This window comes from Stenotrophomonas maltophilia, from assembly GCF_006970445.1.
Classification (GTDB): domain Bacteria; phylum Pseudomonadota; class Gammaproteobacteria; order Xanthomonadales; family Xanthomonadaceae; genus Stenotrophomonas; species Stenotrophomonas maltophilia_AU.
Genome location: NZ_CP033877.1, coordinates 2,598,819 through 2,612,459, shown reverse-complemented (window position 1 = coordinate 2,612,459; position 13,641 = coordinate 2,598,819). Strand labels below are relative to the sequence as shown.

At 68.0% G+C, this 13,641-nt stretch carries 14 protein-coding genes; 8 read left to right on the top strand and 6 right to left on the bottom strand.

Annotated features, from left to right (window positions below; all coding sequences use genetic code 11):
- Positions 1-25 precede the first annotated feature (25 nt).
- The 7 genes from EGM71_RS12025 (at position 26) to EGM71_RS11995 (ending at position 6,802) form a co-directional block, all read left to right on the top strand.
- Positions 26-358, top strand: coding sequence for a hypothetical protein (locus tag EGM71_RS12025; protein ID WP_188485117.1), 333 nt, complete (start codon positions 26-28; stop codon positions 356-358).
- A 50-nt stretch (positions 359-408) separates the two neighbouring features.
- Positions 409-852 (top strand): helix-turn-helix transcriptional regulator, encoded by a 444-nt coding sequence (locus EGM71_RS12020; protein ID WP_188485116.1) that lies wholly within the window; start codon positions 409-411, stop codon positions 850-852.
- Positions 849-1,505: a hydrolase gene (locus EGM71_RS12015; RefSeq protein WP_188485115.1), complete on the top strand. Its 657-nt coding sequence runs from the start codon at positions 849-851 to the stop codon at positions 1,503-1,505. The genes EGM71_RS12020 and EGM71_RS12015 overlap by 4 nt, the downstream gene beginning before the upstream one ends.
- A gap of 2 nt (positions 1,506-1,507) precedes the next feature.
- On the top strand, positions 1,508-1,933 hold the full coding sequence (locus EGM71_RS12010) for a DoxX family protein (protein WP_188485114.1): 426 nt from the start codon (positions 1,508-1,510) through the stop codon (positions 1,931-1,933).
- A 119-nt stretch (positions 1,934-2,052) separates the two neighbouring features.
- Positions 2,053-3,900, top strand: a complete 1,848-nt coding sequence (locus EGM71_RS12005) for an amidohydrolase (protein WP_188489828.1) — start codon at positions 2,053-2,055, stop codon at positions 3,898-3,900.
- Positions 3,879-5,162: an alginate export family protein gene (locus EGM71_RS12000; protein WP_188485113.1), complete on the top strand. Its 1,284-nt coding sequence runs from the start codon at positions 3,879-3,881 to the stop codon at positions 5,160-5,162. Before EGM71_RS12005 ends, EGM71_RS12000 begins: the two co-directional genes overlap by 22 nt.
- On the top strand, positions 5,156-6,802 hold the full coding sequence (locus EGM71_RS11995) for an MFS transporter (RefSeq protein ID WP_188485112.1): 1,647 nt from the start codon (positions 5,156-5,158) through the stop codon (positions 6,800-6,802). The genes EGM71_RS12000 and EGM71_RS11995 overlap by 7 nt, the downstream gene beginning before the upstream one ends.
- Before the next feature lie 103 nt (positions 6,803-6,905).
- Here EGM71_RS11995 and EGM71_RS11990 read toward each other — a convergent pair whose 3' ends face one another.
- Positions 6,906-7,730 (bottom strand): alpha/beta fold hydrolase, encoded by an 825-nt coding sequence (locus EGM71_RS11990; RefSeq protein WP_188485111.1) that lies wholly within the window; start codon positions 7,728-7,730, stop codon positions 6,906-6,908.
- A gap of 186 nt (positions 7,731-7,916) precedes the next feature.
- Here EGM71_RS11990 and EGM71_RS11985 point away from each other — a divergent pair, with 186 nt between their 5' ends.
- Positions 7,917-8,303 carry a hypothetical protein gene (locus EGM71_RS11985; protein WP_188485110.1) on the top strand — a complete coding sequence of 129 codons (387 nt, stop codon included), beginning with the start codon at positions 7,917-7,919 and terminating at the stop codon, positions 8,301-8,303.
- Positions 8,304-8,378: 75 nt separating this feature from the next.
- Here the strand turns inward: EGM71_RS11985 and EGM71_RS11980 are convergent, their stop codons facing one another.
- The 5 genes from EGM71_RS11980 to EGM71_RS11960 form a co-directional block, all read right to left on the bottom strand.
- Positions 8,379-9,083 carry a DUF2968 domain-containing protein gene (locus EGM71_RS11980; protein ID WP_188485109.1) on the bottom strand — a complete coding sequence of 235 codons (705 nt, stop codon included), beginning with the start codon at positions 9,081-9,083 and terminating at the stop codon, positions 8,379-8,381.
- 105 nt (positions 9,084-9,188) lie between these two features.
- Positions 9,189-11,342 (bottom strand): TadG family pilus assembly protein, encoded by a 2,154-nt coding sequence (locus EGM71_RS11975; protein ID WP_188485108.1) that lies wholly within the window; start codon positions 11,340-11,342, stop codon positions 9,189-9,191.
- Between the two features lie 8 nt (positions 11,343-11,350).
- Positions 11,351-11,812 (bottom strand): DUF3613 domain-containing protein, encoded by a 462-nt coding sequence (locus EGM71_RS11970; RefSeq protein WP_188485107.1) that lies wholly within the window; start codon positions 11,810-11,812, stop codon positions 11,351-11,353.
- Positions 11,809-12,705 carry a Flp pilus assembly protein TadD gene (locus EGM71_RS11965; protein ID WP_188485106.1) on the bottom strand — a complete coding sequence of 299 codons (897 nt, stop codon included), beginning with the start codon at positions 12,703-12,705 and terminating at the stop codon, positions 11,809-11,811. The genes EGM71_RS11970 and EGM71_RS11965 overlap by 4 nt, the downstream gene beginning before the upstream one ends.
- A complete protein-coding gene (locus tag EGM71_RS11960) occupies positions 12,705-13,640 on the bottom strand; it encodes a type II secretion system F family protein (RefSeq protein ID WP_188485105.1) in 936 nt (311 codons plus the stop codon). Before EGM71_RS11960 ends, EGM71_RS11965 begins: the two co-directional genes overlap by 1 nt.
- Position 13,641 lies beyond the last annotated feature (1 nt).

The window sequence follows — 13,641 nt, the reverse complement described above, 5'->3', positions numbered from 1 at the left end:
CCGGCATGCCCTCTGGAGCCCCGCCATGCAGCGCCTGTTCGTGATGTTCCCCGACCGCGGTCCGGGCATCGGCCTGCTGTGGCTGCGACTGTGCCTGGCCGCCGCGCTGTGCACGCCTGGCCCGCATGCGGGTGGGTGGTCGGCGCTGTGCCTGCTGGCGGCGGCCATGCTCATGCTGGGCGTGTTGACGCCCCTGGCAGTGCTGCTGGCGGCCGTGGGCATGTTCGCGCAGCAGGCACCGTGGCCGCTGGTGGCGTTGCCGCCGGCGCTGCTGATGGTGGGGCCGGGGGCCTATTCACTGGATGCGCGCCTGTTCGGGCGCCGCCTGCTTGGCCGTCGGCCTCCCCCATTCGGGTAGGTGCTGGCCTCGACCGACGGGGGTAGGGCATCGCGTAGGGGCCACGCACCATGGGGCACCCCCTCGCGGCGTCCCGCATGGCCACCGTTTTTCCGCCTGATCCGTCCGTCGTGTCGCTGGCACCGCAGCAGGCCGCCGCACTGCAGCGCGCCCTGCGCTATGTCGATGAGCACCTGTCGCAGCCGCTGCGGGTGACCGAGCTGGCAGCCGCCGCCTGCGTCAGTCGCTTCCATCTGGTGCGTCTGTTCCGCACCGGTACCGGCGCCAGTCCGCTGCGCTATGTGCGCCGTCGCCGCATCGAACGTGCACGCCAGCTGCTGCCCAGCGCGCAGCTGCCGATGTCCCGCCTGGCGCAGCAGCTGGGCTTCTTCGACCAGAGCCATTTCGTCCGCAGCTTCCGCGCGGAGACCGGATGCAGTCCCGGCCAGTTCCTGGCCGGGGATGCCGCCCTGTTGCTTCCCCCCGACCTTGTTTCCCACGGAGTCCATCCATGAGCCTTGCCACCGCCACTCCCGCCCCGGCCCTGCTGTCGCCGACCGACCACGCCCTGGTGCTGATCGACTTCCAGTCGCAGATGGCGTTTGCCACCCACACCATCGACATCTCTGCGCTGCGCAACAACGTGTCGCTGATCAGCAAGGGTGCCAAGGGCTTCAATGTGCCGGTCGTGCTGACCACGGTCGCCGAAACGTCATTCTCCGGCCCGATGTTCCCGGAACTGCCGCAGATCTTCCCGGGCCAGACGGTGTTCGACCGCACTTCGATGAACACCTGGGAAGACCAGCCGGTGATCGATGAGATCAACCGTCTCGGCAAGCGCCGCCTGGTTGTTGCCGGCCTGTGGACCAGCGTCTGCATCGTCGGCCCGGCACTGTCGGCGCTGGCGCAGGGCTTCGAGGTCTACGTGATCACCGATGCCTGTGGCGATGTTAGCGAAGAAGCGCACGAGCGTGCGATCACCCGCATGGTGCAGGCCGGTGCGGTGCCGATGACCAGCGTGCAGTACCTGCTTGAGCTGCAGCGTGACTGGGCACGTGGTGAAACCTACGATCTGACCACCGGTATCGCCCGCGACCACGCCGGCGGCTATGGCATCGGCATCCAGTACGCCAAGAGCATGTTCGGCGCGCAGGAAGGCGGGCACTGAGCATGCTGGCTGGCCATGGCCTCGACCTGGCCCTGCTGATGCTGCGCGTGGCGGCAGGAGGCTTCCTGCTGCCACACGCGTTGGGCAAGCTGTTCGGCTGGTTCGGTGGACCGGGGCTGTCCGGCTTCGCTACCGAGCTACGCGGCTTCGGGTTGCCGGCGATGGCGCCGTTGCCGCTGTTGCTGGCCCTGCTGCAGGTGCTGTCCGGGCTGGCCGTGCTGCTGGGATGGCAGACCCGTATCGCCGCATTTGCGGCGGCCGCTTTCATCGGCTTCACCGTTCTGTTGGCCCTGCCCAAGGGCTGGTTCTGGATGCGCGGCGGCAGTGAGTACCCGTTGATGTGGACCACGGTGCTGCTGGCCCTCGCGCTGTCCGGGCCCGGCGCCTGGGCGCTGGACGGCCAACGTCTTCCGGGAGATTTCGCATGAGTCACGATCCCCTCGACCACGGCCGCCGCAACGTGGTGCTGGCCAGTGGTGCCGCTGTTGCGCTTGGCCTGGCCGGTCGCGCCGGTGCCGCACTCGATTCCACTCCCAAGGAGCGTCGCATGAGCACGCTGGTCATCCGCAATGCCCGCATCACCACCCTCGACCCGCAGCAGCCGCATGCGCAGGCGCTGGCTGTGCAGGAAGGACGCATCGTCGCCGTCGGCAGCGATGAGGAGATCATACGCGGCTGGGGCAATGAAGCGACCCTGATCGACGCCCAAGGCCGGCGCCTGCTGCCCGGCCTCAACGACAGCCATACCCACCTGATCCGTGGTGGCCTGAACTACAACCTGGAGCTGCGCTGGGACGGCCTGCGCTCGCTCGGCGACGCGCTGGACATGTTGAAGGCCCAGGTCGATCGGACTCCGGCACCGCAGTGGGTCCGTGTGGTCGGTGGCTTCACTGCCGCGCAGTTCAACGAGAAGCGCCTGCCGACGCTGCAGGAGCTCAACGACATTGCGCCGGATACGCCGGTGTTCCTGCTGCACCTGTATGACCGCGCGCTGCTCAACCGTGCCGCGCTGCGCGCGTGCGGCTACAGCAAGGACACGCCGGATCCGCCGGGCGGGCAGATCGTGCGCGATTCGCTGGGCAACCCGACCGGGCTGCTGCTGGCCAAGCCCAATGCGCTGATCCTGTACGCCACGCTGGCCAAGGGCCCGCGCTTGCCGATCGAATACCAGGCCAACTCGACGCGCCACTTCATGCGCGAGCTGAACCGGCTTGGCATCACCTCGGTGATCGACGCCGGCGGTGGCTTCCAGAACTACCCCGAGGACTACCAGGTCATCGAGCAGCTGCATCGCGATGACCAGCTGACGGTGCGCATCGCCTACAACCTGTTCACCCAGAACAAGGGCAGGGAAGTGGATGACTTCCGTGGCTGGAGTGAGATCCTGCAGCCGCGCCAGGGCGATGACCTGCTGCGCCACAACGGAGCCGGCGAGATGCTGGTGTTCTCGGCGGCCGACTTCGAACTGTTCAACGAGCCCCGCCCGGAACTGCCGCCGGAGCTGGAGCCCGAACTGCATGACGTGGTGAAGCTGCTGGTCGAGAAGCGCTGGCCGTTCCGCATCCACGCCACCTACGACGAGAGCATCACCCGCATCCTGGATGTGTACGAACAGGTCAACCGCGAGGTGCCGTTCGATGGCCTGCACTGGTTCATCGACCACGCCGAGACCATCACCCCGCGCAACATCGAACGCATCCGTGCGCTGGGTGGCGGTATCGCCGTGCAGCACCGCATGGCCTACCAGGGCGAGGCCTTCGTCGAGCGCTATGGCGTGCAGGCGGCGCGGCACACGCCGCCGGTCAAGCGCATGCTGGCCGAAGGCGTGCCGGTCGGTGCCGGCACCGATGCCACCCGCGTGGCCAGCTACAACCCGTGGGTGGCGTTGTCCTGGCTGGTGACCGGGCGCACCGTGGGTGGGCTGGCCCTGTATGGCGATGAGAACCTGCTCGAACGTGAGCAGGCGCTGCGCCTGTGGACCCAGGGCAGCGCCTGGTTCTCCGGCGACGAAGCGGTGAAGGGCACGCTGAAAGCCGGCCAGCTGGCCGATTTCATCGTGCTATCGGCCGATTTCTTCCGTGTCGATGATGCGCAGATTGCCGATATCACCAGCGTGCTGACCGTGGTGGGTGGCCGCATCGTGCATGCCGACGGCGACTACGCCGGGCTTGCGCCGCAGCTGCCGCCGGCGATGCCGGACTGGTCGCCGGTCAACCGGTTCGGTGGCTACCACGTCGGCGGTGCCGCCACCGGATTGGCCGCCGCCCATCGCCACCATCACGGTGTGGCCTGCAGTACGCATGGTGCTCACGGTCATGCCGCGCAGCATGCGGCGCCCACCGATGACCTGACCGCGTTCTGGGGCGCGATGGGATGCTCGTGCTTCGCGTTCTGAGCCTGGCGCTGCTGGCCGTGCCCTCGCTGGCGCTGGCCTGCGAGGGGGGCCGTTGCAGTGATGCTGGCAACGGCCAGCTGCAGCTGGACGCCTCGCTGCGCGTGCGTGGCCTGTACTACGACCCGACCCGGTTCGGCATCGGCGGCAGCGAAGATGGCTATGGCCTGCTGCGTGCGCTGGCCTCAGCCACCTATGTGGAGGACAGCTGGCAGGCGAAGCTGCAGCTGGGCGTGCATGCCGAGAATGGCAAGGCCGGCGGCCCGGCCCGCACCGACCGTGGCGCGTTGGACGTGCAGCAGGCGTACTGGCGCTGGCAGCGCGGTGGCTTCCACCTGCAACTCGGCCGGCAGGAAGCCGGCTATGGCAGCTCGCGGCTGTTGTCGGTGCGCGATGGGCCGAACATCCGCCTGGCCTTCGACGGTGCGCGTCTGGGCTGGAAGGGTCGCCTCGGTGCGCTTGATCTGATGGCGCTGCGGCCGGTGGAGAACCGGCCGGGTGCCTTTGATGATCGTGGCGAACACGGTGCCCACCTGTGGGGTGCCTATGCCACCACGGCACGTGGGCAGGACGCGGGACAGTGGGATCTGTACCTGCTGGACTACCGCCGCGACGGCGCGCGCTTCGCAGCGGGCTCCGGCACCGAGCGACGACAGACCCTCGGCGCGCGCTGGTTCGGCCAGGTCGCTGCGCTGGACTGGAACGGCGAGCTGGTGGCACAGGGAGGTGAACTGCGAACGGCCGTCGGCACGCTCGATATCCGCGCCTGGACGCTGGCCACCGATACGGGGTGGCGCTGGACGGACCTGCCGTTGCAGCCGCGGCTGGGGCTGAAGGCCGACATCGCCAGTGGCGATGGCAACCTGCATGACGGCCGCCTGGGAACCTTCAATGCACTGTTCCCGAAATCGGCCTACTTCAGCGAGGCCAGCCTGCTGGCCCCGGCCAACTTGATGGACGTCCAGCCGACCCTGACCCTGCGCCTGCACGACGCGGTGACGACGGAACTGGGCGTACAGATGGCCTGGAAGCATCGTCGCGCCGATGCGGTCTACACCACGCCGGCACCGCTGGTGGCGTTGCCGGGCAGCGCCGGTGGCGCGCGCCGCATCGGCACTCAGTACAAATCCGAAACCCGCTGGCAGGCCAGCGAACACTGGCAATGGCAGCTGCAGCTGGCCTGGGTCGATGCCGGGCCTGCACTGAAGCAGGCCGGTGGCCAGGACACGTTGTTCGCCTCGATCGTTGGAGCATGGCAATGGTGAACGCAACCGCGTCGCAACCCCCCGCACAGGCCGCAGGCGCCTGGTCCCCGCTGAAGATCCAGATGTTCCGTTCGATCTGGCTGGCGATCCTGGCCAGCAACATCGGCACCTGGGTCAACGACGTGGCCGCCGCCTGGGTGATGGCCGAGCGTACCGGCTCACCACTGATGGTGGCCCTGGTGCAGTCGGCCACCACCGTGCCGATCGTGCTGCTGGCGCTGGCCGCAGGCACGCTGGCCGACATCGTTGATCGCCGCAGGTACCTGTTGGCGACCCAGGGCTGGATGCTGCTGGTCGCCGCCGTGATGGCGACGCTGACCGCGATGGACCTGCTGACCCCGCAGCTGCTGGTGCTGCTGACCTTCTGCATGGGCTGCGGTGCGGCGATGGCGATGCCGGCGCAGGCCGCAATCGTGTCCGAACTGGTACCGCAGCCGATGCTGGCCTCGGCGGTGGCGCTGAACTCGATCGGCATCAACATCGCGCGCTCGATCGGCCCGGCCATCGGCGGCGTGATCGTCGCCCAGCTCGGTGCGGTCTGGGCCTTCGGCTTCAACGCCATCACCTTCGCCGCAATGCTGTTCGTGGTGTGGGGTTGGAAGCGTGACCCGAAGCAGTCGAGTCTGCCACCGGAAGGCTTCGGTGCTGGACTGAAAGCGGGCCTGCGCTACGCCAGCCGTGCGGGACGCCTGCAGGCGGTGCTGATCAAGTCGGTGGGCTTCTTCTTCTTCGCCGCGGCGATGAACGCGTTGCTGCCAGTGGTAGTGCGTGGGCAGATGCACGGCGGGGCGGGGCAGTACGGCATGCTGCTGGGCTGCATCGGCATCGGTGCGGTGGGCGGTGCGCTGCTGCTGCCGAAGCTGCGCGCGCAGATGGATCGGGACCTGCTGGTGCTGCTGGCGACGTTGTCGCTGGCGCTGAGCCTGGTCGGGCTGGCACTGACCCGCAGCTGGTACGTGCTTCCGGCGGTGATGCTGGTCAATGGCTTCGCCTGGATCACCGTGTTGTCGTCGCTGCAGATTGCCGCGCAGACCGCGGTGCCGGCATGGGTACGTGCGCGTGCGCTGGCGTTGTACATCATGGTGTTCTCGGCCGGCATGGCGGCCGGCGGACTGAGCTGGGGCGCGCTCGCACAGCGTACCTCGCCGGAACTGGCATTGCTGGTGGCTGCCGCAGGCGCGGTGATCGGCGGATTGCTGGTGTGGCGCGTGCGCATCGCCGGTACCGAGGACCTGAACCTGAGCCCGGCCGGGCACTGGCCGGCACCCGAGCTGTCGGTGCCGGTGTCGAACGATCGCGGCCCGGTGCTGGTCACCCTCGAGTACCGCATCGACGATGCTGATCGTGCCGCGTTCCAGGCGCAGATGCGCGCGTTGGGCGCGATTCGTCGCCGCGATGGCGCGGTGGTCTGGGGTGTGGTCGAGGATGTGGCCAGCCCGGGCATTCACCTGGAGTACTTCGTGACCCCGTCGTGGCTGGAGCACCTGCGCCAGCACGAGCGCATCACCGCTGATGACAAGGCGATCCAGGAAGTGTTGCGCGGATTGCATCGAGGTGAGCGTGCGCCGGTGGTGCGCCACTTCGTGGGTGGGCATGACCCGCTGCCTGCCGCTGTGCCACATCACCACACCGACATCTGACGCGAAAAGGGGACGGAGGGGATTAAGTCGTTTATGCACAAACGACTTAATCCCCTCCGTCCCCTTTTTGTGCGGCGGCGCTGGGTAGCGCCGCCGCGGTGCATCACTTCCGTGCGAACGCCAGCAGGTCAGCGTTGAACTGCTCGGCGTGGGTGACGGTCAGGCCGTGCGGCGCACCGGCGTACACCTTCAGCTCGGCATCCTTGATGATCTGCGAGGACAGCTTGGCCGAGGCATCGAACGGCACGATCTGGTCGTCGTCGCCGTGCACCACCAGCGCCGGCACGTCGATCTTCTTCAGGTCCTCGGTGTAGTCCACTTCCGAGAATTCGTGCACGCAGTCGTACTGGCCCTTGACGCCACCGAGCATGCCCTGCAGCCAGAACGAGTCACGCATGCCCTGGGTGACCGTGTTGCCGTCGCGGTTGGCGCCGAAGAACGGGGTGGTCAGGTCCCTGAAGAACTGCGAGCGGTCGCCGCCGGTACCCTTGCGGATACCGTCGAAGACCTCCAGCGGGGTACCGGCCGGGTTGCCGGCGGTCTTCAGCATCAGCGGCGGTACAGCACCGACCAGCACCACCTTGGCCACGCGCTTGCTGCCATGGCGACCCACGTAGTGGGCCACTTCGCCGCCACCGGTGGAATGGCCGACCAGGATCGCGTCCTTCAGGTCCAGCGCCTCGATCACCGCCGCCAGATCGTCGGCGTAGGTGTCCATGTTGTTGCCATCCCAGGTCTGGCTGGAGCGACCGTGGCTGCGACGATCGTGGGCGATCACGCGGAAGCCGTTCTGGCCCATGAACAGCATCTGCGGGTCCCAGGCATCGGAGGACAGCGGCCAGCCGTGGGCGAACACGATCGGCTGGCCGGTACCCCAATCCTTGTAGAAGATGCGGGCGCCGTCGGCGACGGTGACGAAGTTGCTCATTGCAGGTTCCTTGGCGGAAGGGAGGGAAGGCACCGGCTGGCTGCCGGTGCCTCCGGCAGTACAGCGCAGGTGCCAACGCCGGGCTTGCATCGCTGTGCTGGATTGCAAAGGGTGTGACGCGTATCGCTCTGGCGGGACCGGAGTTGCGGGCCGAGGATGTCCGCAGCCTGCCTGTGGAACGCCCGGATGCCCACCATGCGATGGTCTCTGATGCTGTACCTGCTGTTGCCGATGGCGGTGGCGGCACAGACCCACGTCTACAAGTGCGTGGATGGACCGCACCCTGTCTACCAGCAGACACCCTGCCAGGGGCGCGCAGCCTGGCGCTGGGACGTCCCGGCGGAGCAGTCATTGTCCCGCGGCGCGGTGGTTCCAGCGGTCACGCCATCGAAGCCGTCGCGTCGCCAGCGGCGCGTCGCCCGGGCACAGGGTGCATTGATCACGATCAGCACGGATGCGGCGGCCTGCGAGCGCGCCCGGCGCAAACGCGAACAGGCGCTGCTCAAGCGTCGGCGGCTGGATTTCGTGCAGCGCCGGCAGCTTGATGACGCGGTCTACGGCGCCTGCCAATGATGCGGGGGGGTGAAGTGCCGAAAACGACAACGGCGCCGTAGGGCGCCGTCGCGTGGAATGCCGTGAGTGCAGGTCTCAGCGACCGTCGCTGGCGGCCGCCGGTGCGGGCACGCTGTCCGGCTTGGGCAGGCTCAACTCCGGGTTGCCCTGTTCGGCCTGCAGGATCTGGATGCGGCGCTGCAGGGCGTCCAGCTGGCTGTTGGTGCTCTGCACATCGGTGCTGAGGCTCACGGCCTGCTGCTGGGCCTGCTGCAGGGCGGCGCTGACCTGTGCCGACTGCGCCTGCTGCTGTTCCATTTCCTGCTGCAGAGTGCGCAGGCGTTCTTCGTTGTAGGCCACCAGGCGCTCGGTGTAGCGCTTGCCGGCTTCAAGGCGGGTGGTGTCGATGTAGACCTGGGCCAGCTGTTCGGACTGCTGCGCGAAGGTGCGGTAGACACGCTCGGCGTTGTCCACCGCATCGGTCTTGATCACCCGCCAGAAGTTCTTCTCCTGGAACAGGGCGACGTAGTAGGTCAGGGTGTTGGCGTTGAACAGCAGGCTGGCGCCGTAGTTGCCGTTGTAGGTGGTGCGCAGCTCGGTCAGCTGGCGCGAATCCATCAACTGCTTGAGCTCGTCCACGGTGTTGCGCACTACCGGCGCGCTGCGTACCGGTTCGGCTGCAGCCTCACGGTCGCCACGTGCGGCCATCGCCGCCGGTGCCACCAGCATCATGGCCACGGCCAGCACTGCCGCGCTGCGCGCGTGCCGGGCGAAGACCGCGCCCCCTGAAGTTTCTCGCATGTCTAGACCATCCACGGATGAGTGTGGGTTGAGATGAAGGTGGTTCCCCGCCGGGAGTCTAGCATGGGCGCGGGCGCCGCCAAGGGCGCCCGTCACGGCCCGATTTCAATAGACCAGCTGTGCCGCGCTGCACTGGATCGACTGCACGTTGACGTCGGTCCGGCCCAGTTCCAGGCCCAGCACGCTGGCCAGCAGGTTGGTCAGCAGGGTGCCGACACTGTTGAGCACCGGCCGCAGTGCGGCCAGGATCGGCTTCAGCAGCGTGCACAGCAGGCCGCTGCAGCTGACACTGCCGTCGGGGTTGGTGACGCCCGTTCCCCCGGCACCATCGAGGAAGCCGGCCGGTGCGGTCTGGATGTAGGACGCCAGGTTGTTGCGCACGCAGCCGTTGTAATCGATCAGGTTGCCGAGCAGGCTGTCGCAGCGGTTGATCAGCAGGCCGCCGACCAGCGAGCCGAGCAGACCATCGAGGACGCCCAGGCCCTGGCCGGTGACCGTGACTCTGAGCGCATCCCAGACCGGGCCATCCTTGTGGCAGGTGGTCAGGTTGAGCAGCCCGCACGCATAGGGCAGGCCACCCGGCACGGTCCAGCTGTTGAGCGGTGCCAGCTGCCGGCTGGGATCGCCATCGCGCAGCAGCGGAATCAGTTTGTCGACGTCGTAGCGGGTGTTGGGCGGAAACGCCGCCTGCAGATAGCGATCGGCCAGTGCCTTGGCGGTGTCGTTGGCGTTCATGCCCTGCTTGGGCGAGCTGAGCATGCCCGACAGCACCCGCAGCAGTTCGTTGACCAGGCTCGACACCGCATCACCGATCGCGAGCGGATTGATCCGGGTCGAGCCGGTCTCGCCGGCGGCCAGGGTCAGGCTCTGCGTGCTGGTCAGGGCGGGCAGGGTGATCTTGTCGTTGATCAACGGCTGGCCCAGCAGCTTCAGCAGCTGTTCGTTCTGCAGCGTGGTGTCGCAGACATTGGCCTTGGAGAAGCGCTGTGCGGGATCGACGTTGCCGACGCAGGCGCGCAGCACCGACGAATCGACCTGGATGGTGGCCTTGGGGGGGCTGCCGCCGCACTGGATACCGGTCAACGTGCCCATGCCGTTGGCTACATCGACGTGCAGCGGCAGGTGCAGGCGCGTGCCGAGCAGGTTCAGCAGCGGCCCCAGCGCGAACAGGTTGTTGCTGTCCACGTCCACCATCAGCCGCACCTGCGCATTGTAGGCGCGGCTGCCGACACCACCGATGGCGATCGACGGTGGTTCGACCACGCCGCCCTGGATCTTGATGCCCAGCAGGTCCAGCCCCTTGATCGTCACGCCGTTGCCATCGTTGGCGATGGAGATCGCGGTGCTGATCAGGTTGAGCACGTTGATCTGTGACTCCAGCGCGCTGCCGACGGTACCGTCGGGTGAGACAACTTCCGCGAACAGTCCGCCGCCGCCGGACTGGCTGCCGAGCACGATGTTGAGCTTGTTGATGTCCAGCTGGGTGGCGACCAGGTCGGACAGGGCGCGCAGCTGCACGCCCACCGTGGAGTCACGGCCGACCACGGTGGCGGTCGCATCCACCAGCTGCGCCAGCGAAATCTTGTTGACCGACAGCAGACGGTTGAAGTCGGCCACGCTGAGGTTGGCGCTCACCGGAATGTTGAGCGCTTTCAGCAGGCCGGACGGGGTGATGTTGGCCTGTGCCAGTCCGTCATAGGACAGCACCGTGGCATTGGTGACGTCCAGGCCGACCAGGCGCAGGGTCGACAGCAGGACGGAATCGCCATTGGTCCGCAGCAGCTGCGAGCCCACCGCGAACACCGCAGTGGGTTCGGCGCGGCGCGCCACGGCCTGCACGCTCACGGTGGGCAGGCTGGCGTTCTGCCCGAAGAAGGGCAGCACGCTGCGTTCGGCGACCACCTGCACCGCATTGCGCGGATTACTGGCATCGACGCTGGTGACGAAGCGGTTGCCGGTGCCGCGGCTGGCGCTCCAGTTCCCGCAGCGGATCTGCAGGGTGCCCGCGAACTTGTTCTGGACCAGCGCGTTCTGCCGGGCCGCGCTGTTGTCGCTGTTGTCCGAGCTGCACAGCTCCAGTCGCTGTGCGCCGGCCAGCGCGGCCAGGTCGGCCACCTTCTGCGCGTCACGCTTGGCCCAGAACAGATAGCCGATCTCGATCAGGCCCAGCATGGCCAGCAGCGCCAGCATGACCAGCATCATCGTGACCGACATGCCGCCGCGTGCGCGGCTGAAACTGGACTGGCGTGGGCGTTTCATGGCCGACCTCAGCGTCCGGAGGAAGAGGCGTCCTTGGACCGGGCAACATCGGTCTCAAAGAAGTCCGGGATCTCGTGTTCAAAGCTCTTCAGGTAACGCGCATAGCTCAGCGTGGCCTGGTCGCCCAGGATCGGCAGGCGCTGGCCGGCCTGCTGCCCGGACGCCTGCATGCGGAACAGGTTGCGGGTGGCCTCGCCGCTCTGCAGGCGCGCGCGCGGTGCTGCGGGCGGCGCAACGTCGGTTGCGACGGTTGCCGGTTGCGCCGCAATCCCCGCGGCGGGTGCGGCCGGTGCGGCCAACTCCACGGTGGGAAGCGGCTCGGCCTGCATCGGCGCCGTGGCCGGTGCCGACGGCGAGGGGCCACCGAGCATCTGTCCGGTCAATGGCTGTTGCTGTGCCTGCACCGCACCGGCAACAAGCAGGCAGGACAGCACGGGCAACAGGCGTCGGGTCAGGCGCATCGCAGTCATGGTGTGCTTCCGGTCGGGTGTTCGGTGGTGCTGAAGCGTTCCAGCATCGACGGTGGCAGGCGCTGCGGATCGCGCTCGTCACGCGGATCGCGGCGTGGTTCGGCCGCCAGCCGTGCGCTGCCCGATGCACGAGCGCCGCCTTCGACGCTGGCCGTGTGCGCAGGTGCGGATGCGTTGAAGGCAGGCGTGGCAGCGGCCTGCCGCTGTTGCAGGCGCGTGCGGATCTGCTGGGCCTGCTGCTGGATGCTGCGGCGCGTTTCGTCGTTGAGGTTGGCCTGGGCCGCCAGGCGCTCTGCGGTGGCCTGGTCGCCGCGCAGCACTGCCCAGAGTGCGAGATTGGCCGTGGCCTTGGCGTTGCCGGGTGAAAGCTCCAGGGCCTTGGCCAGCGGTTCGCGGGCCTGGTCGAACTGGCCCGCGCGCAGCCGTGCATAGCCCAGGTCGCCCAAGTAATCGGTGTTCAAGGGCTGCAACTGCGTCGCGCGCGCCAGGGCCTGTTCGCTGCCGGCATCGTCGTCGCGGCGTGCGGCGATCAGGCCGAGGCCATGGGCGGCTGCGGCGGCCTGCGGCCCGCTGGACAGCTCGCGGTACAACGCGACCGCCGCATCGGTCTGGCCGGTCTCGCGCAGTGCGTCGGCCTGCAGCAGGCGCAAGGCGGGACGATCGCCATAGCGCTGGCGGAACGCCTCCACATGGGCCAGCGAGGCATACCACGCACCCTGCTGCTGCATGCGTTCGATCAGCTCCAGGTAGGCGTTGCGGCTGTCCTGCGGATCGGGTTCCGGCGGTGCAAGGCTGGGCGCCTGCACGTACTTTGGCGTGGTCGAGGCACAGCCACTGGCCAGGGCGGCGAGGGCGACGGCAAGCAGCAGGCAGGGGGGGCGCAGGGCAGGCATCAGGGAGATCCCATCTTGGACATGGTGGTGGCCAGCGCGACGAGCGCTGGACCGGCAAGCACCAGCATCAGGGCCGGCAACAGGGTCAGCATCATCACCACGGTCATCTTCACCGAGAGCTTGCCGACCTTTTCCTTCAAGGTGTTGCGGCGCTGTTCGCGCAGGCGGATGCTGAACTGGCGCAGCGGTTCCTGCACGGCGCCGCCGTGCGCATGTACCTGCAGGATCAGCTGCATCAGGCTGGTCAGGTCGTCATCGGCGTAGACCTCGCTCAACCGCCGCAATGACTGCGCACGGGTGCGGCCGTGGGTGTAGGCCACATTGGCTTCCTGCAGCTCGCCGCCCAGTACCGGCAATGCATCGCGCAGCTTGTCGCCCAGTGTCTGCAGGCTCTGGTCCATGCTGAAGCCCACGCCCTGCAGCAGCCGCAGCAGGTCGATCAGCAAGGGCAGCTCGTTGTCGACCGCGCGGCGGCGGCGCTTGACCCACGACGACAGCACGAACTTGGGCAGCAGCAGCCCGGCCGCCAGCGCACCGATCACCACCATCACCTTGGCCAGCCCATGCGCGCTGCTGAACGCCAGCGCCAGGGCCAGCACCAGCAGGGCAAGCAACAGGCGCAGGCCGAGATAGATGGCGGTGCCACGGCGCGTGTTCCAGCCGGCCAGGTCCAGCAGCAGCTTGTCCTCGTTGGCCAGCAGCGCGGCCTCCAGGCGGCCGCCACTGAGCGAGCGCCCGAAGCGCTCGAGCCAGCCCAGCGAGTCGCGGCGCGTGGCCTCGGTGTCGCGGGTTTCCTCGCGTGGCTGCAGGGCGGTTTTCAGCGTAGCCGAGGTGCGGTGCTCGCGATGGCTGCGCACCCAGCCGGCAATGCCGAGCAGGGCGACGCCCGCAGCCAGTACCAGCAGCGAGAGGGCGAACCAGGCGCTGGCGCTCATC

Excerpts from the sequence above, each read along its gene's own strand:
- EGM71_RS11965 (WP_188485106.1), bottom strand. The coding sequence starts at position 12,705 with ATGCCTGCCCTGCGCCCCCCCTGCCTGCTGCTTGCCGTCGCCCTCGCC.
- EGM71_RS12010 (WP_188485114.1), top strand. The coding sequence starts at position 1,508 with ATGCTGGCTGGCCATGGCCTCGACCTGGCCCTGCTGATGCTGCGCGTG.
- EGM71_RS12025 (WP_188485117.1), top strand. The coding sequence starts at position 26 with ATGCAGCGCCTGTTCGTGATGTTCCCCGACCGCGGTCCGGGCATCGGC.
- EGM71_RS12020 (WP_188485116.1), top strand. The coding sequence starts at position 409 with ATGGGGCACCCCCTCGCGGCGTCCCGCATGGCCACCGTTTTTCCGCCT.
- EGM71_RS11970 (WP_188485107.1), bottom strand. The coding sequence starts at position 11,812 with ATGACTGCGATGCGCCTGACCCGACGCCTGTTGCCCGTGCTGTCCTGC.
- EGM71_RS12015 (WP_188485115.1), top strand. The coding sequence starts at position 849 with ATGAGCCTTGCCACCGCCACTCCCGCCCCGGCCCTGCTGTCGCCGACC.
- EGM71_RS12005 (WP_188489828.1), top strand. The coding sequence starts at position 2,053 with ATGAGCACGCTGGTCATCCGCAATGCCCGCATCACCACCCTCGACCCG.
- EGM71_RS11960 (WP_188485105.1), bottom strand. The coding sequence starts at position 13,640 with ATGAGCGCCAGCGCCTGGTTCGCCCTCTCGCTGCTGGTACTGGCTGCG.
- EGM71_RS11995 (WP_188485112.1), top strand. The coding sequence starts at position 5,156 with ATGGTGAACGCAACCGCGTCGCAACCCCCCGCACAGGCCGCAGGCGCC.
- EGM71_RS11975 (WP_188485108.1), bottom strand. The coding sequence starts at position 11,342 with ATGAAACGCCCACGCCAGTCCAGTTTCAGCCGCGCACGCGGCGGCATG.
- EGM71_RS11985 (WP_188485110.1), top strand. The coding sequence starts at position 7,917 with ATGCCCACCATGCGATGGTCTCTGATGCTGTACCTGCTGTTGCCGATG.
- EGM71_RS12000 (WP_188485113.1), top strand. The coding sequence starts at position 3,879 with ATGCTCGTGCTTCGCGTTCTGAGCCTGGCGCTGCTGGCCGTGCCCTCG.
- EGM71_RS11980 (WP_188485109.1), bottom strand. The coding sequence starts at position 9,083 with ATGCGAGAAACTTCAGGGGGCGCGGTCTTCGCCCGGCACGCGCGCAGC.
- EGM71_RS11990 (WP_188485111.1), bottom strand. The coding sequence starts at position 7,730 with ATGAGCAACTTCGTCACCGTCGCCGACGGCGCCCGCATCTTCTACAAG.